Origin of the sequence: Shimia sp. MIT1388, from assembly GCF_047124445.1 — a bacterium.
Lineage (GTDB): Bacteria > Pseudomonadota > Alphaproteobacteria > Rhodobacterales > Rhodobacteraceae > Shimia.
The window spans coordinates 3859408-3882519 of the sequence record NZ_CP138921.1; the positions used below are offsets into that span (position 1 = coordinate 3859408).

The window sequence follows — 23112 nt, forward strand, 5'->3', positions numbered from 1 at the left end:
TAACTAACAAAACAATCGAAATAGTTCGATGTTTACGCTATCGCGTAGATCAACTGCAGGATTGATTTGAAGACGACCTACACGATGAGCCCTTCCCCCGAGGAAAGCACAAGTTCCAAACAGAAAGGCTCCAGCCCGGTCGGGCGCGGGGGCGCCGGCACCTATATTGAGGGCCAGCTTGGCGCCTATTATCTCCTGCAGATGCTCGCTGGCAGCGACGCGCGCGGCCTCCCCAATGCCAGGATCGAGCGGGTGCAGCTTCAGGGCGAAAATGAAGGCTATGCCCTCGATGACCTGATCGTGCACAGTGTTTCGGACAAAGGCACCTCGCTTCTCGAGATCCAGTCGAAACGCACAATCCGTTTTTCGCCCAAAGACACTATCTTTCAAGACGTCTGCGGACAGATCGTGCGCAGCAATCCCGCTCAGAAGCCGACGGACCGCCATTTACTGGCGGTTGCGACCCAGCGAACTAGCTTTGCTATCTCTGGCCCGTATCAGGACGTGCTCGAATGGGCGCGCAGAGCGGAAAGTGGCGTCCAATTTTTCGCGCGGTTAGCCCTCCCAGGTGTCGCCAGCGAGGAGATGCGTAGTTTCGCCAAAGCATTCCGCAGCAATCTTGTGGCTCATGGAGTGGCGGACGAGGACGAAGCCGTCTGGGCCATATTCCGCAGGTTCATGATCCTTGAGTTCGATTTCGAGTCGGCTGCACCGGAGGCGAAGGCCCATGCTCTGACACTGGCCCGTCAGGTTCTCGCGCCGGACGATGCGACACGTGCCGAGGCACTTTGGAGCAATCTCATCGAAATCGTCATCGAGACGGGCAAGGCCGGTGGCTCGGTCACGCGCCAATCGCTCACCGAGAGACTGACGACGCGTGGCTTCCACCTAGTAGGCGATCAGAATTTCTCGCTCGCCCGCGCCAAGCTGGCGGAGATGTCGCGCCACGCACTCATGGAGATCGGTACCACTGTCGGCGGCGTCAATCTCCCCCGCCTCGGCGCGCTTGCCGATCTCGAGAAAGCACGCGACGGGCATCGCTTCATCGAGATCACTGGCAAACCGGGGGTGGGAAAATCGTGGGTCTTGAGACATCTTGCTGAGCGGATAGGCCATGAGGGCCATGTCATCGTCCTTGATCCCGTAGGCACGCCCGACGGGGGATGGTCGGCGCTCGCGCAACGTCTCGAAATGCCCGGGACCGCCAAGAATTTCTTGTGGGACCTGGCGGCCGGTGGCGGCGGGGTCTTGTTCATCGACGGCCTTGAGATGTTCACGTCCGTCGAGCGCCGCCGCACAGTGAATGACTTGCTGCGCGAGATTGCAGAGGTCCCAGGCTTCTCCGTAGTCGTGTCCAAACGGCCCGATGTCGGCGTCGAAGACACTGGCTGGGTCGCCGAAGACGCACTCGCGAAGTTGGGTACGCCCTGCCAAGTGGTCGTGGGCGAACTGAACGATGACGAAGTTGCAGCCCTGAGCACTGCCGCTCCGGAGCTACGCGCACTGCTGGAAAGGGATCATCCGGCCGCGAGCATTGCGCGCAATCTCTATCGATTGGCTCAGTTGCTCAAGGTCCCGAAATCGGCCAAAATTCGAACTGAAGCAGCGCTTGCCGATCGTTGGTGGAAGAGTGCTGATGGCGCAAAGTCAAATGATGTTCGCCCGGCGCAACGGCTTTTGGCCGAGCTCGCAGAAGCGGCGCTGGCAGGGCAGGACTTGATCGAGGCGGCGGCGGACACGCCGGCACGAACCCACTTACAGCGTAGCCTGACCCTGTCCGAACCGAGGCGTGACCGTCTCAGCTTCTACCATGACGTGCTCCGTGACTGGGCGATCGGCGCGCGTCTCAATGAAGACATCACTTTGCTCGACAGCGTCGATCTTTCGGTGCCACCATCGCCACGGGTGGCGCGGGGCATCGAGTTTGCTGGGCGCTTCGCACTCGAACAGCAACCGGACGGCTCGAACTGGACGGCCCTCCTTGGGGCCCTCTCGCGACCAGGTGCCCATGATGCATGGCGTCGCCAAGCGCTCATGGCGATCGTGCGATCCGAGCTGTCGTCGCACCTTCTGAACAGCTGCCGCGCCGCATTGCTTGCCGACGGGGGCACGCTACTCGTCGAGATCTGTACCGCCATCGTCGCGACCGAAACGATCTCGGCTGCATCCGCCTTCAAGAAGATCGCCGCGAAGGGCGTTGAGCTTCCTGTCGAGGCACCGGGCTCTTTGCGCATCGCCACGACGCTATCGGCGCCCACGGTTCTCGCGTGGTGCGCTGTGAATGCCAGCGAAATTCCAGTGCAAGCGATCGCTGCCATCGTGAAGCTCGCTGAAGTCCAGTTCCTCACGATTATGAGCGTCCGCGAACTCGGACAGGCAACGGCGAAGATGCTCTTCGGTTGGCTGATGCAGCTCGACTTGCGTGACACCAGCATCACGATCCCGGGTGCCGCGGATGCGCCACGGTTAGAACGCCAGTCGCGCACAACGATGATCGAGGATCTTCGAACCATGGCGCTTCTTATGGCGTCACACGCGTCGGATGACACGAAAGCCTATTTGACAGCGATCGCGAAAGAAGAAGATCACTACAAGGTCAAGGCAATTCGGCCGTTCAGCAAGACGTTGGCCAGCGTCGCGCCGAACGAGCTTGCGGCGCTAATCACGTCCAGTCTTATTGAACAGCCACGTCGAGGCCGATCACGACGGGATTCCCTGAACGGCGCGTTCGGCTTTGCGGATACCGACTACATGCCGGTGTCGCCAGCGCAGCCTCCTTTTCTCGACTTGCTCGATGCAGACCCCGAGATCGGCCTCGGCCTAATCCGAACACTCGTTGACGCGGCGGTCGCGCACCGTGCGGATGGCATGAAGGCGGGAACGGACGGCTTTACGATCGTCTTCGACGGGAAGCCGCGCTTCTTTCCATGGGTGCAGACCTATTACTGGTCACGTTCCAGCCAAGCGCAGGGATACGCTGCATCGTCTGGCCTAATGGCGCTCGAAGCCTGGTCACAAGAGCGCCTCGACAGGGGCGAAGATGTTGACGCGGTTCTCAGGGACATCCTCGGACCGGAAGGTAGCTGCGCCGCCTATCTGCTGATCGCGCTCGACGTGCTGCTATCGCATTGGCCAGCGACGCGCGATGCGCTCGTGCCTTTTGTGGCTAACCCCGACCTGATTGCCAATGATCGCACCCGCTTGACGTTGGAGAGGCTTGGGGACGCGATGATGCTGCAGGAGGAGCCCAAAGGCCGAGTCATGCTTGCCGACCTCGCGAAGCGCCAATCGCGCTCCATCTCGCTTGAGCGACTAATCCCCTATTTCATCAGCGAGGATGACCCCGGGCAGAAGGTGCGCTCCTTGTTGGCACAGGCAGTCGAAAAAGCCGGCTCGTATAGTGACAACGCGAATTTCGGCGATCCCGCGTTCATGGGATCCTATGCACTCAATATGCTCGACCGGACGAACTGGGTGGAGGTCGAAGGAGGCCTCGCTTACAAGTCGCCACCGGCTGAGGCCGAGCATCTCGAACGCCTCGAGGCCCGCCGACAGGCGCATGAGCGTTCCAGCACGATTGAGGTGAGAATTCAGTTGGCTATCAGCGATCCATCGAAAGGTTCGCCGGACTTGGCGCGCGAGGCCGTCGAATACGCTGCCGGCGATCTGCCTGACTATAGCGATACAGATTATCTTAAGTCACGATCGACGCGGTTGATTTCGACGGCCATGCTTGTTGCGCGGGACGGTGAGGATACTCTCCTTGACGAGCATGAGGACTGGGTTCGGACCGTGATTGCCACCGCCTTGGCGGAAGAGGTCGACCGCTACGGCTCGAAAGAGCGGCTGGACTACAATCGCCCGGCGCAGGGCATATGCGCTCTAATCCATCTTTGGCATCGGAGACGGCGGGTCGAGGACCGCGACCAGCTACTGAGAACCATCGCTCGACAAGACCAGGCCGCCGTCGTTTCCATAGCGGCAGCACATGCGAGCATCAGAGATGCCGATCCGCGACTGATCAAAGCTGCAATCCGTATCGCTTTCACCTGCTGCCGTTGGCGTTGGAATCCCTATGACGAGGACGCCTCTAATCGAGAGGCTTACGAGGAGGACAAAGCGGGGAAGGACGCTGACGCGGTTGCATCCGAGATCGCTTGGCTCGATGGCGGACCTGAGCCGACTTGGCCGGAGCTTCCGGAAGATACACCGTCATTCTCGCGTCAGCCGCGTGCGATTGTCTCACCGAACAGTGAACATATTGACCTCCTGCGTGACGATGTCTCCCTGAGGCGTAGCTCCAGGGAGGCGGTCGTTCACGCCAACGACCAAGAGCTTTCACGGTGGTTGAGTCTGCTCAATGTTGAAGGATGCGCTCGGCCGGGCTGGTACCTTGAGATCATTGAATCTTATGCGCCTTGGTCAGCACGAATGAATGGTCACGGCTATTCCGCTGATGCTGAACTCAGTCAGACGCCAAGCGATTGGAACAATCAGTTCTACGCCCTGGTATCATCTGCCTTGATGGACGCCGCGGAGGATCAGTTCTGGTCGTTTCTTAAGCCGATAACTGAGCTACCTGATAGGTCATTTTGCGATGTTGCTGAAACGGTCATACATGCCGCTGATGTTCACTATTTCAATGAGCCGCATCGGCCGTCAGCTCGGGCGTCCGCTTTGCGGCAGAAGATGGTTGCGCGGGCGATTGAGCTGAATCGATGGTCTTGGGATCGTCGCCGGTTAGAACTCGGGATCGACTTACAAACCGGTCCAATGATCGGTACGTTGCTGATGAACCTCCACAACCCATTTTCTGGATCAAAATCTTATCTCGTTCCGGCTGTCTTCGACCGGGTTGATCCGCTTCTTGAAACGCTACGCCCGATGATTTCAGGCGGTCCTACGGCCTTCATCGCACTCTGCACGATGAACACCCTGAACGTTGCTCCGACAGCACGACATCTCGATTTCCTCTTGAACGCGGTCGAAACTTGGCTCGATGTAACGAACGGCGACCGCTCGATGTGGCATGAGCTCGGTATCGGTCGAAAAGTCGCTGAATGGTTGAAGGCGGCGGCGGTCGATGATCCCTCTCTGTATGGTCAGTCTCACCTGTCACGCAGCCGCATCGATGCCATCCTTGGGCGTCTCGTCAGCTTGGGCGTATCAGAGGCCCACGAGCTGGAAGTTAGGATCCAAACGGAAGCGAACAGTCAAACCCCACGTTGATAGGCTCGCAGTCTGGACACTACGATGGTGCCGGACCAGCCGTACGAGGGGCTATTGGCCTGCCGCGAACCGCTACGCAAGTTTGTCCTGTCCGTCACGGTATTTCGACGACGAAGCCTTCGGGCGGCTTGTAAAGTAAAGATCGTTTGATGCGCGCTTCGTCGATACCGGTTCTAGCGACAATCTCGTCCTTAAAAGTGCAGAAATCTTTGTAGGACATACGAGGATCGATCATGAACTGGTCGAACACTGCATGGGGATTGAGTTCGTATTTATAAACGCCGCCGTCGTGCTTGCTGTTTTGACCTTCGAAATAGATCAGCCGAACTTCGTCCTCGTGCTCGAAAGCATCCCGTTTCTTGAGAAGGGACCTTGCAACGGCTTCGGCGTTCAGACCGTCCTTGAACACCGTGCGCGCGAATTTCTTGAGCTTAAAATCGGGCGGATAGTCGACCTTGCCGATGAAGCAGCTATCGTTGGTCACACCCTTGTTGGCAGCGCAAAGGCTGTCGATCAGTCTGCCAACTGTTGTTCTGACTCGCACGGCATTCGTTTTCGGCGAGTAGATCCGCCACATTGCATCCGATCTCTTCTTGAGCGTCCAGCACTGGCCGTAGACATCCTCGTGGAAGGCGAACTCTCCGGTCTCGCCAGCGGCGGTGCGGACAGGCGACCTCAAGATGAAATTCTCGAACGGGTCTTCCCACATGGTCGGCCAGACCAAGGCGTTCTTCTTCTCGCCAAAGAGTTCAAAGAAGCGATTGCGCGGGAACACCCTGTAGATGGTGGTGCGCCGTGTGATGTCGCCGATAATTGTGCTGTGTTTTGCCATTCAGGCTCCTTTCACATCGAAGCCGAGGAACCGCAATGCTTTGGCCATGCGTCCGTTCATCGGCGGGCATTCGTCGGGTTTGACAGTACCGTAGAGTTCGAGGGCGCAGAAATAAGCAAAGCGCTTCAGCTTGATCGAGCGGTCATAGAGTACATCGTGGAAGCGTTGGATGAAATCGCCGGGGCCGTGCAGTAGGTAGGTCAATGTAGATTTTACGCGGTCGACATCTTCGTTGTTTGCCCTCCAGAATTCAGCGGGAAGGTTTTTCAGGCCTCCTTTGACGAAGCGCAGCTGTTCTGTGAAGGCATGCAGTGACATCAGGCCGTCAGTGATTTCTTCCTTGCTGGCCGCTTCGATTGCCTCGCGTGTGCCGAATGTTCGTTTCACCGTCTCAAGCCAGGCGGCGTAGTCCTCCGGCACCTTGTTATTGGCAGCATCAACCCATTCCTGCGCGTAGTGCATGATCTCCTTGCGGCGGTCTTCGGTGCTGCGCAGCGGGGCAGCCTGCCATGCCTCATCGCCGATCACATGGGTCAGTCTGACGTAGTTCAGGAAGCGGTTGGTCTCGTTTTCGATACTGACATTTGCGAGATCAGGTCGGCGATATCCATGTTCGTCGAGGATCGTCGTCACCTCGCTGAAGGCAGGGCGGTACTGTTCGTAGACTTCCTGCCTTAGGGTTTCCAAAAATACGCGTTCGCTGGATTTCTCGTGACTTTTGACGTTGATGTTGTGTGGCTGCGCTTGTCCCAGCGCGGCCTCGATCTCCTTTTCAGGATCGGGCGTGCGCCGTTTCAGTTCATTGTAGGTTTTCTCGAAGGTGTCGAGCTTTTCCCGCGTCAGGACCTGCCCGGCATCCCAAAGCTCGATAAATAGTGCGCGGATGTCGTCGACGGCGTCGGCATTATCGTCACGCTCGAGGCGAATGACCGCTTCGCGGTTGGCGCGGAGGCCGCCATCGGTCAGGTTTGACGAGCCCAGCAGGGCAGCTTGGTCGAAGATGTAGATTTTTGCGTGGAACCGGCTGGTTAGGTAGCGGATCGCGATACCCGGCACTTCGAATAGCTTGCGCAGTGCTTGCGGGCTGGTCGCTTCGTTCAGACCGATGAGCAACTGTACCGTCTTGCCCTCTCGTGCTGCCTTCAGAAGCTGGTCGGGCTGCGTAAAATAGGGTGCTGCCAGATGCAGCCGCGATGACTCCGCAATCAGGTGCGTGAAGGGATTGATGACAAAGTCTTTATTGGGACCATTTGAAAATATCCTGCTCATACCGCTCCTCATTGAAATGCCGTTCGGGAACTTTCTACGAGCGCTTCCGTCACGTGACTACTCTATATGGCGTATATCCAGTCGGCGAAGTGTGATGCCTTCTTGCTGTGGAATTCGCGAATGCAGCGAATGGTAGGTTCGGCGCGCTGCGTCGCAGCATTCTAAAGTTCAGTCGAAAGTCCAGATTGGGCCGACTGCATGAGGCCGACTAGCAGTAGTCATCGAATGTTTCGCCACCTTCCCAGGGCAATCCTTGAGCTTCAGTCAGAGCCTTTTCCGCTCCGTCACGCATAAAAAACGTGCCCTGACTCTCATGAACAAAAAATCCGTTTTCAAAGGTGATTTTTGAGATTGACCATGGTTTGATGGCATCCTCTCCGTGTTCGCCGAGCAAGTAGATGGCATTGTCTCCACCGATCATCGCCACGTCTCCGACTTTTGTTTCTCCCCAAGGGGAAATCACTGCGACCGCTCCCTTTACCAAACGGGAAAGGTATTCTTTGAGTGGATGTTCGGTCTTAGTTTCGGGACAAAGAGGAAACTCAGCTGGCACGCGCCAGTTGCGCTGAAGTGCACCAACCGTTTTGGATGCAACCAGTTCTTCAACTGGTTCTACAACCGTTTTCTGGCCCCGGCCGAAAATCCAGTCGCCAAGTCGACCTCCTGTTGAGGTGCTTTCGGACCCCGCCCAGGAAAGCATTCGCTGCAGACTGTTGTCAGCCTCTGATGGTGAGACGCTCCTCATCCACTCGAAATCTGCAGTGAGCGTTCCATTCTTCGGGTTTCGCGGGTCAGCGAGAAACTCCTCAATGCTACCATACAAATTTTGGATCCGCTTAGCAGTGATCGGGTTTAGGAGAATATTCTCTAGTCGCGTGACCCAACGTAGGTTTTCAGGGCGGTTGTTTCGGCGGTTCGTATCGATGTGATCTACCACATGGCTCTTGCTCGGTTGTTCTCCATGAAATGCTGTCGCAACAATCCGATGAAGTTTGTGATCCGAGATCGTCATATAGCCATCGCTTTTGCTTGGATTTCCAAAAGTCCAAGTCTCATCAAGCGGTCGCTTCCTCTGATCTTGCCGTGCATGGCGAAGGACCGAACCATTATCGCGAACGCAATAGCTTTCCCCACGATAAATACATTCAACTTCTGTGTTGAAAATCGCCAATCCTTCCACGATCGGGCTCCTTCAAAGTCTTTCAGCATGTCAAGTGGGCCATCTTCGACCCTGAAATCGAAATGGTGTGCTGAGATCACGGCATCAAGGTTGAGAGGCCAGTTTGGCTGCTCGGCAACGCAGCATCAAGCTCGGCTTCAATGTTCGTAAGGGCCAGTAGAGCTGGGATTGGGAATGATTTCGGGTGGGCAATATAATGCTAAGGCATCGCGTATAAGGTTGAAATATGGTTGATGTTAGCGGGGCAGAGACCGGATTGAACTATGACGATGCTAGATGATGAAGACCTGCAAACACTTCAGCATGAAGTTCAGCGGTTGCTGGGTCGATGCATGTTACGGCTACAACAGTATGAGCGGTTGATCAAAGCCATGGTGGCGCATCATAAGGTTTCTGGACCGTTTCATGACTTGGAGCGGGCAAGGGCCGCGCAGATTGACGAAACGGCCCGTATGACGCTCGGCACTTTGGTTGGTGATCTTCTTGGATCGTATGTCGTTGCCGATGAGTTCGACCTTCCCGAAAAGACGACAGCTAGCTCTCCTGAGAACGTCAATTGGTTCGCCATGCAGATGTCACTTAGTTTGCCGGACGCGGAGTTCACCCGGGTCGAGAGCGAACTGAGAGAAATGGTACTTCTAAGGAACAATTTGGTTCATCACTTTATCGACCAGCACGACCTCTGGAGCTCGGATGGATGTCGTCGCGCGAAAGATGCGCTAGTCATCGCATACACCCGCATCGACCAACACTTCGGGCAACTTCGGGAATGGGCTGAAGGCATGGAGAAAATGCGGCAGGCGTTGTCAGAGATCTTGCAGTCGGAGGAATTTAAAGACGTTTTTGTTAACGGAATTGCTCCCGATGGAAAAGTAAATTGGGACGCCTCGGGCATTGCGAACGCCTTGCGAGAAGCATTTCGTGCATTAGCTGTCGATGGATGGGCACCTGTGGCTGAGGCTGGCAAATGGGTTGCCAAGCTTCACCCTGAACAACTGCCTGCAAAGTATGGATGCCAAAGTTGGCGGCAGGTTGTGCATAATGCATCCATCTTGGAGCTTCGGTATCTTGAAATAGATGGACAGCGCACTGCCTGTTATCGTGAGAAGGATAGTTCCGCGACGCACTAATAATTTCGCTAACGTCTCATGATACTATGTTTTATCCCACAGCCGCTTTGAAGTCTGCATGGCTACAAGCTCGATCTTGTGATTGCAGGGCAAGTGCTGAAACTCTATTCTAAACGCTTAGCCCGTTCCGCCACACGCTGAACCGTCGAAACAGTAGCACCGCCTGCCTGCCGAATCCCAGCCCCGGCGATCTCCGCATTTGACCTTGTTCCAAACCGTGCCCGCGCCCGTGACCCCTTGGTGCCAATCAAGCCCTTTGCAAACCCGCCGGGACCGGGAATGCTCGGCGGTCCGGCCATCATGAAGTTGCCTGAGATTGAGCGCACGATCAGCGGGGTCGCGATGATCATGCCACCTGCGAGGAACATCATCATGAAGAAAGGCACCAGTGCGCCGATGTTGCTCGCACCGGAGGGATCTCCGAGTTCCGTCATTAGCGAGCGCGACATTCCGACAACGGTGGAAAACACGCCTGCGATTACGAGGGGGTAGAGCGCGTAGGATACCGTGCTGGACAGCCAGCGGTGGAAATAGTCCTTGCTGACGTCGAACAGCGAAAGCGCGATCATGATGGGGGCGATGCCGATCATGAACGCCAGCATGATCTTGGCGAAGATCAGGACAAGGCCGCAAAGCGCGCCGATCACGCCGAGGAGGAAAGCGCCGATCGCGCCGATCAGGGCTCCGGCCATCCAATGCATGTTGTCTCCGGCCGCGTTCAGGTAATCGCCAAATTCTTCGATGAGGTCGTCAAAGGCCACGGCAAAGTAGGATGCACCTGCACCGCCCCCGCCAAGCCCTGCCACCATGCCGCCTGCGAGCTGGTCGAGCCCATCGATTAGGGCGCTGGCCACGGCGTTGAATTGGACCCAGTTCATCGCAAAGATGGAGATGAGCATGAGCTTGAGGGCGAACCAGAACGCGGTCCGCCCATCCATAGATTTGTACTGAAACACCATGTTGAGGAAGACGCCGATCACGGCGAGCGTCGAGGCCACGGCGATGACGCCCCCGAGCTGCCCGGCGACGTTGCCAAAAGTGGTTTGGGCCGCGTCGTCCAGAAAGTTGTCGGTTGTCTCGACCATCCAGGTGACGACGCCCATCAGTTCCTCCTCGGTCTGCTTTAGGCGCTCGCGCCGGTGCGTCGTTTCATGAAGGCCTTCAGAATATGTTCGCCGTCAAAATCCGGCACGACCGAGACCAACTCCCAACCATCCTGACCAAGGGTGGTCAGCTGCGCTTCGATCTTAGGTGGCTTGGTTTTGGCGGTGTTGATCTGCTCAATCTTGTATTCAAACATGGGCTGTTTCCTTTGAATGGGCCGGATCCACCGGCAGGTAGAATTCGGTGATGCCGCGCGCGCCTTCATGGCGACCGGCCTGGATGATCACATCAATCGACCGGGTGATGTAGTCGTTCATGTCCTGGTAGGTCATGGGCACATCGGTTTTCAGGGCGGCGATGGCGAGACGCTGAACCGCCAGCTGAGGCGTTTCAGCGTGCAGCGTGGTGAGAGAGCCACCATGGCCGGTGTTTATGGCCTCAAGGAAGGTCATGGCCTCCTTGCCGCGTACTTCGCCCAAGACGATGCGGTCCGGCCGCATGCGTAGGGTGGAGGTCAGCAGGACATCAGCGCTGCGCATGGCTTCATCGCGATCAGACATCAGCGTGACGACATTAGGCTGCGCCGGACGCAACTCGGCGGCTTCTTCGATCGTGATGATGCGCTCGTCGGCGGGCACGAAGGAGAGGATTTTTCGTGCCGTGATGGTCTTGCCGGTGGAGGTTCCGCCGGAGACGATCATGTTGAGCTTGTGCGTCACACAGAACTTGATCGCGGCGTCGATGTCGCCGGTGGCCACGACATCGCGCAGCTCGGCGTTGCGCTTGCGCCTTGCCCCCTCGTTGCTGCGTTCTTTGCCGAAGAGAAAGGACAGTTTGATCTGGTCCAATGGAAGGTTGGCGAAGAACCGTAGGGAGATTGCGTGTCCGCCATCAATGGCCGGAGGCTGTACGACTTGCGCGCGGATGGGGCGGTCACGGTAGGTGATGCTGACCGAGACAATAGGCTTGGTCCGGCTGAGCGTGGTGTTTGCGGCGGACGCAATCTGATTGCCAAGGTCTTTGATTTCATTGGGCGAGAGCTGTCGATCGACGCGCCGCATGAAGTGATCACCCTGAAACTCGGCCCAAAGCGTGCCGTCAGGGTTGATGCAAAGCTCGATCAGCTTGGGGTCACGCGCCTCGGGGATCTTGTCCATCGAGCTTTGCAGATAGCTGGCCGCCATGGTCAAAAAATCTCCAGATCGCGGTCGACCATCACGGTGACGCGGGCACCTTGATCGACATAGATCACGGGCGAGACGGAGAGATATTCGCCAATCACGCTTTGCGCGCTGTCCTGAAGGTCTTCGCCAATGCCCTCGAGGACATCTGAGGCGATCTCGTCTTCGGTGTTTTGGGCTGCCACGGCGGGCAAGGCTCCGATCAGAGATATCAGGGCGGCTGACCCAAACCGGGTGCCGAAACGGCTGTCGACGAAACCGGTTGTGCCGGAGCGGCCCAGTTCATCGCCACCGAAAGCGCTGATTTCAACGGTCTGGTTGCTGGGCAGTATGATCCGGTCCCAGGCGATGGTCACGCGTTGTTGTGCGATGTCGAGACCAGATTGATAGCGCCCGATCAGGCGAGCCCCGCGCGGGATCAGAATCCGCGAGCCGTCATAGGCGTGGACATCTTCAGACACCATCGCGCGGACCTGACCTGCAAGCGAGCTGTCGATTGCGGTCTCCAGCACCGCCTGGATCATCGTGCCCTGAACAACCGTATTCGACGGATTCACGATCAACTGGGCTTGCGTTACCTCAGCAGGTTCAGCGCCGTTGCGGACAAAGTCTGTGTCGCCATCAAGCCGCCGCTGCTGCGCGGCGGTTTCATTGTTGCCGTTGCCCGAGCCGCCAAAGGCGATGATTGGGCTGGAAATACGCGCTTGCAATTCCTCAAGTTCGGCTTGCCGCCGACGCTCAAGCTCTTGAAGGCGCAGCTCTTCTGCCGTGGGGCCGGTTGGTGCGGGCGTGCGCGGCGTTTCCAGGCGTGCAAGCTCTAGATCGTTCTGCAGTCGCTGGATTTGTCGGGCGCGTTCTTCCAACTCTTCGCGCAAGGCGGTTTGCGTCGCAGCGGCCTCGCTGCGCAGGGCCTCGATCTCCGCGCTAAGACCATCTAGCGCTTCTGTGTCGACAGCAGGGGCTTCGGGCGCAGGTGCGTTGCGCAGGGCTTCAAGCTCGGACCGCATGGCATCCATTTGCGCGCGCAGTTCTTCTGTTTCGCTGTCTGGTTCCGGCTCCGGCGGCGGAGTTGTGTCAATCGGTGCAGGCGTGGGCTCGAGCGTACCAAACCCTGGTCCCGCTGCTTGGAACTCATCTGGGGATGCGGTTTCCAGGCTATCGGGTTCAGAGCCGCCAGAAAGCAATAGCAAGAGGCCGCCAAGAGCCGCGATTGCCCCAATGCCCAAGGCAAGGGCGAAAAAAGATGGCCGCACCTTTGAGTTTTGTGATTTCCCTTCAAGCGCTTCGAGGCGTTTCTTAAGCTCAACTGTTTCACTCACCGTGGTTTGCCTCGCTCATCTCTTGGACGCAAATTTCGTCCTCGCCGAGCCTGAGAACCCATCGATCGCTGACACCTGACACGCGGATCACGCCATCTGGTCGCGCGAGCGCATTCACGCTGCGCTCATTGCCGCCGGACCAGCGAAAGATCGCGGGCAGCGGCGCGTTTGCGGCAAAGCGGAAATAGGTGAAGGTGCCGTCGTCCCAAATCTCGCGCGGGATGATCTCGGATCGCGCGCTGACGCCGTAGGCGTGGTTTGCTGGTTGGTTTGTTGCCACACGCGATTGCCGAGGGGCCGCCTCGGGATAGGTGAATCGAATCACGTAGAAGGTCGGCGAGCTCGCCTCGCTCACGTTGAAATAATAGCTGCGCCGGTTGGTGTAGACCGTGATGTTTGTATGAGCGCCGCGTGTGACGGGCTTGATCGCGAAGGCCTGGCCACCGGGAACGCCGTCCAGAAGGAAGCCTTCGGTATCGCCCGCAATGATCGAGCGGATAGACTCGCCTTGGCCAAACTCGATGCTGGTCACATGGGTCAGGCTGGTGCGGATGCGGTAGACCTGCCCATCCTGGTAGGAGGCAAGCCGGACGCGGGCATCATAGGGGCCTTGGCGCGGTTGCGTTTCGGCATAGGCGGTGCCTGCAATCGGAACAATGAGGGCGAGGATCAGGAACAGGCGACGCATGGTTTACTCCAGACGATCCGAGCGGATCGCGTATTCGGTGACGGTGAAGCCGAAAGGGTTCTGCCAGACATCATCGATCGACCGGCTATTCTCGGGCAGAAACTCAAACATCAGCGTAGCGGTGAAGAGCCCGTTTTGAGAGCCGCGCGGGGAATTTAGCCGCTTGCGCAGGCGCACCTGGGCACGGTTGGCGCTGATGTGCGTGATCGACAAAACCTCGACATCAAGCCGCGCATCTGTGCCGTAGCTGTCCGGCGGATAGGCTTCGTGGCCGCTGGTCCAAAGCGCACGCAGTCCCGCGGCGGCCGCGCCGTCCGACTGCTCCAGGACCCGCCGCACCCGCACATCATTGTCGAGCTGATTGTACGTCTCTCGATCAATGACATAGCGGTAGACCTGTGCTTCGATGATAGCGGGGCGTTCCGTGAGTGAGACCGCTTCAACCACGGCATTGGGGAGGGCCATGCCGGTTTCGCTATCAAAGGGCACGATCATGGGCGGCGGGTCCACGTCGAACAGGGCCACCAGGGCAGCGGCAAGGCAACCTGCCATGCCAAACGCCATGCCTGTTAGCCCCAGTTTCTGCCACATCAGCTCGCGTCGTCGTGCGCCGTAGACGAGCTCTTCTTCGATGATTTCTGCCTCACTGCTCATCGGGTCAATCCGCGCGCAGGTCGGGCAAGGTGAAGTCCATATATCGGCGCTCTTCGGCCAGCGTCGCGGCATCCACCACGCCGAACTGGCCCGCACCGACAGTCTGAATAGCTTCAAGCTCCCACATGCGCGTCATGGCAATTGCCAACTCGGCCGTAACGCGTGTGTTGTGGTCCACGGCTTCTTTGAGCGTTTCCATATCGGGGATCAGTGAGACCAGCTGCTCGACCCGTTCGAGGGACTGTGCAGCCTCTTCGTAGCTGTTCTCAGCCGCCGCTGACATGACCGCCCCAGTGCTCGCCTGGCTGGCAATACGCTCCGCCCCCGGATTGCCACTGCTGGCCATGTCGGACAGGCTGTCTTGGTCAAAGCCTGCATCCTCCAGCGCTTGAGTCATGCGCCCTTCCATTTGAGGGGCGGCATTGCCGATGAGGCCACTGAAATCGCCGCTCTGGATTTGCCTGATGGTGCCCAGAAGGTCGTCGAATTCCTGATCGAGAAGCCCGTCGAGATCACCACCCATGGCCATTTCAATGATATCCGTCGCGCCGGTCAGGGCCGCATAGGTCTCGTTGAGCGTGTCGAGTTGCTGCTGCACCAGGTCGAGCTGTTCGAGAAGCGTGTCGAGCTGGTCGGTCTGGATCCCGAAATCCTCCAGCATCTGCTGCAGCTGGCGAATTTCCTGCGCGATGTTGCGTGTGTCGACCGTTGGCACGCCTTGAGCAGTTGCAGGAGACGCAACCAACAATGCGCAGGTGGCTACGGCAGAAAGAAAGCGGATCATTGGAGGGCCTCCAGATCGAATTGCATGAAGTCTTGTTCGCGCGCCTGCGCGGCTGCCATGGCCAGCGCTTCGGCGCTGAGCGGACGGGTATGGGTGGCCTTGAGGCGCGCGCGGATCGCGATCAGGCGAGCGAGCTCGGCCCGAGCGTAGGTGTTGAGCGACATGGCCGCGTGAATGTCGTCGGTTTCGCCAATGCGGGTGATGATGTCCTGCACCCGAAGCGCGGCCGCTTGCACGGAGACTAAGGAGTAATCGCCATAGACCCCTGCGCCGAAAGAGGTGAGGCTCATCGTGGAGTTGGCAAGCAAGACAGGATCAATGGTTTCGAGCGCATCGACGCCGCCGACGCGGGCAAGGTAGAAATTGTAGCGCTCGGGGATCACCTGAACGTAGTGCTGGGTTTCGGCAAAAGGTGGCACGCCGCCGTGGTGCTGCACATTGCCGGGACCTGCATTGTAGGCGGCCAGCCCGTGAATGATGTTGCCATCAAACATGGCCAGCATCTGCGCCAGATAGCGCGCGCCGCCCGTGACCTGGATATAGGGATTTTCATAATAGGCGGGATAAATCCCGAGATCCTGCGCCGTGCCTGGCATGATCTGGGTCAGGCCAAATGCACCGACAGGGGAGCGCGCGCCGATGGTGAAGCGGCTTTCTTGCCAGATTAGCGCTTGCAACAGACAGCGCCATTGCTTGGGCGACAGACCGGCAGCGCGCACGCCGGACATATGGTGCGTTTCTTGGGCGGCACGAATGATCAGCTGTTCAATCGAACCGGAGGCATCGCCGAACATCTGGGCTGCGCCGGGGTTCGGATCGACCGAACCATAGAGCGTGCCTGCGGCGCTTTCAGGTATTGAACCAGCTTCTAGGCTTGCGACCAGTGCGCCTGAGTTCCCGCTGGCCAACGTCGTGGCATCAAGGATGTCTTCCAGCGCTTGGAGTTGTTCCTGCTCGAGCTCTTCAAGCTCTTCCTCTTTGGTCAAACGATCCCGCTGCAGTGCCAGATCTTGTTCGCCCTGCTGCAACACGCGCTCGCGCTGAAAGAACATACCCGCATCAAAGGTGGGCACACCTTGGGCAAAGGCCATTGGCGCGTTGAGCCACACCAAACCCGCAAGGATATGCGGGCGGAGGCTATTCATGCAGCGAACCAATCGGCCCGAGCAACTCGAAATTGCAGTTACTGCGGCTGACCTCGGCAAAGGAGTTGAAGCATTCAGCTTCTGACGGCCGGTATTCCGCGCAGGCTGTCAGGGTCAAAAGGGTGAGGGTTAGAACGCACAGTCTACGCATCAATCTGTCTCCAAAAATCGGGGTTTTGGCGGTAATCCGCGCCGACCAGCGCTTCGCCTTTTTCCATGCCGCCAAGGATCGTGAGGTAGGGGCCAAGGGCGCTGAGATCGGCATCGATCACCACCGAGCCTTGATCGTCGCGCACCAGCGCCAAACGGGAGTTGCTGCCGGTGCCGAGCAGAACGCTGAGCTCTTTTTCAGTGAGGCCCAGCATGGTGTAGTCGCTGGCCGAAGCGCGGATGTTGGGAAGCAGAAGCTGCGTCGGAACGGCCTCGATAATCGTTTTTCCGGTTCGTGTTTTCTCAAGCTGGCTTGCGTATTGGGTCATCATCACGACAACCGCGTTTTGTTTGCGCGCGGTTACAAGCCAGTTGCTGAGCCGGTCTGCGAAATACGGGTTGTCGAGCGCCTTCCAAGCCTCATCGATGATGATCAGCGTCGGTTTGCGATCCTCGATCACGCGTTCGACCCGCCGAAACAGGTAGGACAGAACCGCCATGCGTTCCTTCTCACTTTCGCTGTCGAGAATGCCGGTCAGGTCGAACCCCACGACATCACCGTCGAGCGAGAAGGTATCCTCGGAGCTTTGCCCAAAAATCCAACCGTAGCGGCCATCTGCGGTCCATTCCTGGATCCGTTCGAACAGATCCCCTTCATCTGCCCCCGCCACAAATAGCGAGGCCAGATCCTGCCAGTTGCGCAGGGCGGCATCGCTCGCCCCGGCGTTCTGGCGCACCACCTCTTGAATGCGATTAATCTGAACAGGGCTCAGGGGCTTGTCGGCACGATGCAGTAGCGTGGCCAGCCAATCAGAAAGCCAGGCTTGCCCGCGCCCGTCGATCTCGGTGCGCAGCGGGTTGAGACCTGTGGCTTGACCCGCCTTGATGGCGCTGTAACGCCCGCCATTGGCCCGCACCGCCATTTCCATGCCCGCGCGATAGTCAAACACGAATACGCGCGCGTCGCAGCGACGAGCTTGGGTCATGAGGAAGGCCGACAAAACCGATTTGCCCGAGCCAGGGCGGCCAAGGATCAAAGTATGACCACCGGTCGGTTCTTTGTCCGGCTGACCCGTCTCATGGTAGTTGAATAGGAAGCCTGAGCGTTCAGGTGTCGGGAAGAGTGTAATCGGCTTACCCCAAGGCACTTGGTGACCAGGTTTGCCCAGTTGACCGCGATGAAGCGCTGCGAGGTCGGCAAAGTTGGTGTTGGTGATGGCGGCCTTGCGGCTGCGCATCTGTCCGTTGCCCGGATGCTGCGCGAAATAATGGGTTCGGGCGGCAAAGCTCTCGTTCACCATATTGACGCCTTCACTGGCAGCTATATTGCGCACCTCGGCGGCGATTGCTTCCAGCTTTTCCTCGGTCTCGGCGAAGACCGTGACCGTCATGTGATGATCACCAAAGCTGAGCCGCTTGGATTCAAGATCGTCCAACGCGTCGACCAGTTCTTCAGCAAGGGAAAGCGCGCCGTCATCGCTGGCCTTCATCAGACGCTGTTGGCGCTTGATCCGGCTGGCCATGATGTTGCTGTTGATAGGTGTGAAGGAATGCGTGACCACCATGTCGACGGGCAGGTTCAGCTCATCGAACATGGTGCAGCTGGTTTTGGCCGGGTAGGTCTTGATCGCAAAACTGGTGCCAAACCGCTTACCTGCCGTCCCATCGTCGAGCGTAAAGCCTCGCCCCTGAAACGTGACGCGGGTGTTGGCTACATCTTCGGCAATGACGCCAAATCGCGATTTTGCGAAGAGCGAACGCTCTTGGCCAATATTGAGCGCCCCGAGGAACCCGAGTAGCTCGCCGCTTTCAGCGCCCAGCAGGCGCGGGTTCATCTCAGCAAATGACGACAGTAAAAACCCGACGACCTCCTCGAGCTTGCGCAGCTGCTTAGCGGTCTGGTCTTTCAGCTGTGAGATTGAGTCTGTGCGTTTCAGACGCAGCCGCGCACCGAGGGGAGGACGTTTCAGAACTGTCAGCGTGAGCGTCTTGTCCCGCAGACCTGCCCGCGCCATGGCCGATTGCCAACGGCTGTCCAGGGCTTGGGCAAACCCCTCATTGGGCACTGGTGGCAAGCCGGTTTCGATCGCTTTTGAAACCTTGTGAACGTAGAAGCTGTACTCCGGCCCTATCTGCGCGATGATCGCCGCGAAGAGCGCGCGGACCTTCTCCAAATGCGCGTCATCGCTTGTCATGCTGTTGACGCCATCAAGGCGGATGCACTGGAACAGCGCATTGCCGCGTGTGCGGATCGTTACATCATTCACGAGGCTGACATAGGGCAGCATGCTGGCCATCGGGCGCTCTTTGCGCGCCCAGTCTGGCAGCGTTGCAAGATCATCTGAGGGGTCATGGAGCATAGCTGTCCCCCGAATGGATCTTGCGATTTGGCGTCGGCGGCGTTTCCTGCAGGGCGGTGACCATCACCTCAAGAAAGGCCGGATCCCAATCTGCCGCTTTCCACAGCGCGGGATAGGCCAGAGCTGCGATGATGATCACCGGCCAGCTCTGAACCCAAAGAAACAGCAACACAAACCCGAAGAGCCACACCATAGCATACATGATCGGCAAGCCGATGAGCTTAGGCGGCCGGATTAGGCCCAGGAAGAGGCGGGTTTGCGTTGCCATGCCGGATTTACGCGCCCCAGATGGCGGTCACGATGGTCGGCGCAGCCGCAATGCCCGCAATGGCCACCAGCACCCAGAGGGCCTGGCGGAAATCCAGAATGCCGAAGAGCCAGGAGAGGAACACACCGATCAAGGCCAAGGTGCCGATGACAATGCCCAGGGGGCCGGTGATCGTGTCGACGATGCCTTGCAGAAGGTTCTGCACCGGCGAGAGGTCGATGCTCTGCGCCAAGGCGGGATTGGCAATCATCAAGCTGGCCAGAGCCAGCGACAGGATCGTGCGGAATTGTATGTGCATCAGGAGGCTCCAGTCAGTCGGTCACGCACGCCCATGACGCGGCGCACATGATTTTGGGTTTCTTGGTAGGGAGGGATGCCGCCATAGCGCGCCACAGCGTCTGGTCCCGCGTTATAGGCAGCGAGCGCGAGTTCGGGCGTGCCGAACTGCGCTAGCATCATCAGAAGGTAGCGAGCAGAGCCGTCGAGGTTGGCCTGCCAGTCATGCGGATCCACGCCGAGCTGCGCAGCTGTTGCGGGCATCAACTGACCGAGGCCGATCGCGCCTGCGGAACTGCGCGCATTCGGGCGATAGGCGCTTTCAATCTCAATATTGGCTTGGAAGAGGGCCCGCCACTCCGTCACCGACAGACCTGCGCGCCGCAGTGCAGGGTGCCCGCCATAACGATGCGCGGTGCTTTCAATGGCTGCGAGGATGTCGGGACGGGGAACTGCGCGGGCAGGTGCAGGAGGCGGAGCTTCAGGTTCAAGCGCTGTAAAAACGATCAGCTCTGGCGGGTTGGCACCAATTCCGTCGACGTAGCTTTGTGCAAAACCTGATTGGGGAGCTTTGGTTTCCAGCTGCCCATCGGCCCGCATGGAAAGAACGAAGCCTTCAGAATAGGCGGGTGCTGCAAGGAATGCCGCAAGGACAGCAAGTGGCTTAGCCCGCGTCGTCCAGCTTGTGAGAGGCGATCTTGCCTTCGAGCATGGGGATCGAGACGATCGAAACACCAAGCCCGGCGAGGAAGCTGGATAAGCCGTTGATTGTCTTGAACTCTCGGGCCGCCATGTTGTTACGCGCGGTGACGAGCAGGCGACGCGTCTCGCCATCTGGCGAGACGCAATGCACGGTCCAAACTCCGGACCACTGAGCACCTGTACGTTTGGGCGTAACCCGGCACACAACATCCGCCGAATGACCCTCGGCAAGTAGTGTGCGCAGCCCGTCTTCACTGACAACATTAGGGGCGTCTTGCATCAAATTCATAGGATCGAGCCTTGCAGAATTGTGCATTGGCCCGGCAGTCCCTCATGGACTGCCGAACCGATACAATATTATAACTTTGCAATCAATAGGTGCAATTTGCGTTATTGCGCCCGTCATGCGTTGAAACAAATTTACTGCAACGGAGTGGCTGAGCCAAGATAATATGGCGCTTTTGAAACAAACATGGGCGGTTATGGTCGTTCTGAGCTGGGGTTCTGCCGCGATCGCGGGCAGTTGCCTGCCGCCTGCGCCGCCTTGGATGCCGACCAATGCCGACGACGTGCGGGACTATGCGGACCTGTTGAGGCGCGATGCAGAGACGTATTTTGCCGATGTTGAGCGGTACTTCCGCTGCCTTGACCAGCAGCGGCGAGAGGTCTTCGACCAAGCGCGCGTGGCCAGCGAAGACTACGCGCGCGTTTTGGAGCTTCTGGAAGGTGAGAGCAGATGACGCCTGTCATCAAGAGGAGAAAGCAGCCGTTCAACAACGATGCGACGAAGGTCTCCAACGCGGACAATCCCGACATTGATGTTCAGCCATGTTGCTGGCGCAGCATACATTCGCTCTTGCAGCACGGCCATCGCTGCGTTTCGGCTCAAGCCGCCAGAGTAGACATTCAAAATTGGTCAAGCCCAAAGAATCTGTTCCACTGCCGCATGATGGAGGTGAGCCCGTAGTTCCGAGCGCTGTGCCTTGCTCGAACTACCGCTAAGCGTCGCCTCCTCAGGCTATACGATAGCCATCCATGCTGAGATCTTTCGCAGAAAACTTCTGACACAATGACAGCGCAACTTCGGCGAGGGTATCAATCAACTGCTTTTGAATTGGTCGGATACGTCAGGTGTCCGCGACGTAGAACTTCAGAATGTCTGGCGCGACATCCACGCCGTTGACTGGCGTGACGTCTTGAGGGCAGGCGGACATGACGGCGATGACGTCCATATCGGCGCGGAAGGTCATTTGGTCATCCGGTTTTGACACGGGTGCGACGAAACTTGTGCTGCCGTCGGCTTGCACAGGGACGTTCATCCAAAGATTGAAAGGGGCGGGAACAGCTGGCGCTTTGAGGCCAATGGCCATCAGCGCCATCCGCAGATTATCAGCGCAATTGTCGTGGTATTCCGTGCAGCCCAATTGCTGGTACCGGGCATGATCGCAGCAGGCGATTATCGTGTCATGCACACCATCGGATGTGTCTTCCATGATTGTCATCAATGTGCGACGCAAGTTGGAGGTCACACCGTCACCTACTTTGGGGAAAATCGAGCCTAAGGCTGTGTGCAAATGCTCCATCGACGAATACTCACCCACATCATCTGCTGCAAAAATCCAGAAATCGCAGACTTGATGGCCGCTGGGGTTTATCACGGTTAGCTGTTGACCTGCGCCGACGCGCACCGCCACGCCGCATCGCGCGTCGATCGCGTAGGTGTGGTTCATTCTGGGTGTGCCGTCAGCGGAAACGGCAATCTCAAGACTGCGGTTGGTACCATCGGGCCGGGAGGGGTCGAACGAGGCCATGGGCACGGGCTTTCGTGGATTATGTCTGGGTAGTTGCATTGTTTGGCGAGGGGCCATTCGCAAAAGATCATAGACAGTTCTCGGCATATTGGAATGAAGCTTACGTGCTTCTCGTCGGAGACGTGCCGAAGATCGGCTCCGCTTCGACATCGGCTGGTTTTGCAAAGAACCGCAGGCGTTCTCATCGGGATGCATTCATTTCCAAACTAAATGAACGAATAAGCATAATAAATTTTCTAAATTCCATTGCCAATGCTAGCGTCGTCGCGACAACCGAGATTGAGAGTTGAGATGGATCGAAACGACTTCAAGAAGGCCTTTGGCGCAACTGGTCCAGTCATTCTTCCTGTGATTCATGTGCTTGACAGCGAACAGGCTGAGCGGAACATCAAAGCAGCCATATCTGGCGGTTGCCCGGGCGTTTTTCTGATCAACCATGACTTCGAGAAGGAGAAGCTGGTCCCTATCATCAAGGAGATGCGGCAGGCTTTCCCGAACATTTGGCTCGGGGTGAATTTTCTGGCGGTCACCGGCAAGTTTGCCTTTCCAATTCTGGGAGAGTTGCAGGCTGAGGGGTGCAAGATCGATGGCTACTGGGCCGATGACGCACGCATGGATGAGCGCCGTGCGGAAGATGATCAGCCCGAAGCAGATGAGATCGCGACCATCCGCAAAGCAAGCGGTTGGACCGGGCTTTATATCGGCGGCACCGCATTCAAGAAGCAGCGCGACGTCAATCCCGCGCAGTATGGAAAAAGTGCTCGCATCGCGACGCATTACATGGACGTCGTTGTGACCTCTGGCGTGGCGACTGGCCATGCGGCCGATGTTGGCAAGATCGACACATTCCGCGAGCATTGCGGCGACACGGCACTTGGCCTTGCATCTGGCATTACGCCTGAAAACGCAGCGCAATACGCAGATGCAGTTGATCTTTTCATGGTCGCCACGGGCATCAACCATGACGGCGATTTCTACAATATCGATCCTGAGCGCCTGAAGCGGCTCATGGATCTCACACAGACATAAG

General features: G+C 58.0%; 21 protein-coding genes. 4 read left to right on the forward strand and 17 right to left on the reverse strand.

All coding sequences use genetic code 11. From position 1 onward, the window contains the following. Window positions 1-66 precede the first annotated feature (66 nt). On the forward strand, window positions 67-5229 hold the full coding sequence (locus tag SIB92_RS18995; protein WP_412553491.1) for a hypothetical protein: 5163 nt from the start codon (window positions 67-69) through the stop codon (window positions 5227-5229). A gap of 94 nt (window positions 5230-5323) precedes the next feature. On the opposite strand, the gene SIB92_RS19000 is transcribed toward SIB92_RS18995, so the two are convergent. The 3 genes from SIB92_RS19000 to SIB92_RS19010 all read right to left on the reverse strand — a co-directional run bounded on the left by SIB92_RS19000 (window position 5324) and on the right by SIB92_RS19010 (window position 8510). Further along, on the reverse strand, window positions 5324-6061 hold the full coding sequence (locus SIB92_RS19000; protein ID WP_412553492.1) for a hypothetical protein: 738 nt from the start codon (window positions 6059-6061) through the stop codon (window positions 5324-5326). Then, window positions 6062-7330, reverse strand: coding sequence for a phospholipase D-like domain-containing protein (locus SIB92_RS19005; RefSeq protein ID WP_412553493.1), 1269 nt, complete (start codon window positions 7328-7330; stop codon window positions 6062-6064). Between the two features lie 208 nt (window positions 7331-7538). Further along, window positions 7539-8510: an HNH endonuclease signature motif containing protein gene (locus SIB92_RS19010; protein WP_412553494.1), complete on the reverse strand. Its 972-nt coding sequence runs from the start codon at window positions 8508-8510 to the stop codon at window positions 7539-7541. Between the two features lie 263 nt (window positions 8511-8773). On the opposite strand from SIB92_RS19010, the gene SIB92_RS19015 reads away from it, so the two are divergent. After that, on the forward strand, window positions 8774-9640 hold the full coding sequence (locus SIB92_RS19015; protein WP_412553495.1) for an OST-HTH/LOTUS domain-containing protein: 867 nt from the start codon (window positions 8774-8776) through the stop codon (window positions 9638-9640). Between the two features lie 104 nt (window positions 9641-9744). Here the strand turns inward: SIB92_RS19015 and SIB92_RS19020 are convergent, their stop codons facing one another. From SIB92_RS19020 to SIB92_RS19080, 13 genes are all read right to left on the reverse strand, one after another. Beyond that, window positions 9745-10743 carry a type IV secretion system protein gene (locus SIB92_RS19020; protein ID WP_412553496.1) on the reverse strand — a complete coding sequence of 333 codons (999 nt, stop codon included), beginning with the start codon at window positions 10741-10743 and terminating at the stop codon, window positions 9745-9747. 20 nt (window positions 10744-10763) lie between these two features. After that, complete coding sequence (locus tag SIB92_RS19025) at window positions 10764-10940, reverse strand: DUF4177 domain-containing protein (protein ID WP_412553497.1); 177 nt, start codon at window positions 10938-10940, stop codon at window positions 10764-10766. Continuing rightward, on the reverse strand, window positions 10933-11928 hold the full coding sequence (locus tag SIB92_RS19030) for an ATPase, T2SS/T4P/T4SS family (protein ID WP_412553498.1): 996 nt from the start codon (window positions 11926-11928) through the stop codon (window positions 10933-10935). Before SIB92_RS19030 ends, SIB92_RS19025 begins: the two co-directional genes overlap by 8 nt. Window positions 11929-11930: 2 nt before the next feature. Further along, window positions 11931-13244 carry a TrbI/VirB10 family protein gene (locus tag SIB92_RS19035; RefSeq protein WP_412553499.1) on the reverse strand — a complete coding sequence of 438 codons (1314 nt, stop codon included), beginning with the start codon at window positions 13242-13244 and terminating at the stop codon, window positions 11931-11933. Then, window positions 13237-13932 carry a TrbG/VirB9 family P-type conjugative transfer protein gene (locus SIB92_RS19040; RefSeq protein WP_412553500.1) on the reverse strand — a complete coding sequence of 232 codons (696 nt, stop codon included), beginning with the start codon at window positions 13930-13932 and terminating at the stop codon, window positions 13237-13239. The genes SIB92_RS19035 and SIB92_RS19040 overlap by 8 nt, the downstream gene beginning before the upstream one ends. A 3-nt stretch (window positions 13933-13935) precedes the next feature. Beyond that, a complete protein-coding gene (locus tag SIB92_RS19045; RefSeq protein ID WP_412553501.1) occupies window positions 13936-14586 on the reverse strand; it encodes a virB8 family protein in 651 nt (216 codons plus the stop codon). A gap of 4 nt (window positions 14587-14590) precedes the next feature. Continuing rightward, window positions 14591-15370 (reverse strand): type IV secretion system protein, encoded by a 780-nt coding sequence (locus SIB92_RS19050; RefSeq protein ID WP_412553502.1) that lies wholly within the window; start codon window positions 15368-15370, stop codon window positions 14591-14593. Continuing rightward, window positions 15367-16515: a lytic transglycosylase domain-containing protein gene (locus SIB92_RS19055; protein ID WP_412553503.1), complete on the reverse strand. Its 1149-nt coding sequence runs from the start codon at window positions 16513-16515 to the stop codon at window positions 15367-15369. Before SIB92_RS19055 ends, SIB92_RS19050 begins: the two co-directional genes overlap by 4 nt. Before the next feature lie 143 nt (window positions 16516-16658). Continuing rightward, entirely contained in the window at window positions 16659-19025 is a 2367-nt protein-coding gene (locus tag SIB92_RS19060) for a type IV secretion system protein B4 (protein ID WP_412553504.1), read from the reverse strand. Then, window positions 19015-19293 (reverse strand): type IV secretion system protein VirB3, encoded by a 279-nt coding sequence (locus tag SIB92_RS19065; protein ID WP_024096577.1) that lies wholly within the window; start codon window positions 19291-19293, stop codon window positions 19015-19017. Before SIB92_RS19065 ends, SIB92_RS19060 begins: the two co-directional genes overlap by 11 nt. 7 nt (window positions 19294-19300) lie before the next feature. Further along, window positions 19301-19591 carry a TrbC/VirB2 family protein gene (locus SIB92_RS19070; protein ID WP_114885057.1) on the reverse strand — a complete coding sequence of 97 codons (291 nt, stop codon included), beginning with the start codon at window positions 19589-19591 and terminating at the stop codon, window positions 19301-19303. Continuing rightward, window positions 19591-20169 (reverse strand): lytic transglycosylase domain-containing protein, encoded by a 579-nt coding sequence (locus SIB92_RS19075; RefSeq protein ID WP_412553505.1) that lies wholly within the window; start codon window positions 20167-20169, stop codon window positions 19591-19593. Before SIB92_RS19075 ends, SIB92_RS19070 begins: the two co-directional genes overlap by 1 nt. Window positions 20170-20233: 64 nt before the next feature. After that, a complete protein-coding gene (locus tag SIB92_RS19080; protein WP_245222503.1) occupies window positions 20234-20551 on the reverse strand; it encodes a hypothetical protein in 318 nt (105 codons plus the stop codon). Window positions 20552-20753: 202 nt separating this feature from the next. Here SIB92_RS19080 and SIB92_RS19085 point away from each other — a divergent pair, with 202 nt between their 5' ends. After that, window positions 20754-21011 (forward strand): hypothetical protein, encoded by a 258-nt coding sequence (locus SIB92_RS19085; protein WP_412553506.1) that lies wholly within the window; start codon window positions 20754-20756, stop codon window positions 21009-21011. A gap of 387 nt (window positions 21012-21398) precedes the next feature. Here SIB92_RS19085 and SIB92_RS19090 read toward each other — a convergent pair whose 3' ends face one another. Beyond that, the gene (locus SIB92_RS19090; RefSeq protein ID WP_412553507.1) at window positions 21399-22001 is read right to left on the reverse strand and encodes a DUF1989 domain-containing protein; all 603 of its coding nucleotides are present in this window, start codon (window positions 21999-22001) and stop codon (window positions 21399-21401) included. Window positions 22002-22373: 372 nt separating this feature from the next. On the opposite strand from SIB92_RS19090, the gene SIB92_RS19095 reads away from it, so the two are divergent. Beyond that, the gene (locus SIB92_RS19095) at window positions 22374-23111 is read left to right on the forward strand and encodes a BtpA/SgcQ family protein (RefSeq protein ID WP_412553508.1); all 738 of its coding nucleotides are present in this window, start codon (window positions 22374-22376) and stop codon (window positions 23109-23111) included. The last annotated feature ends 1 nt before the right edge of the window (window position 23112 follow it).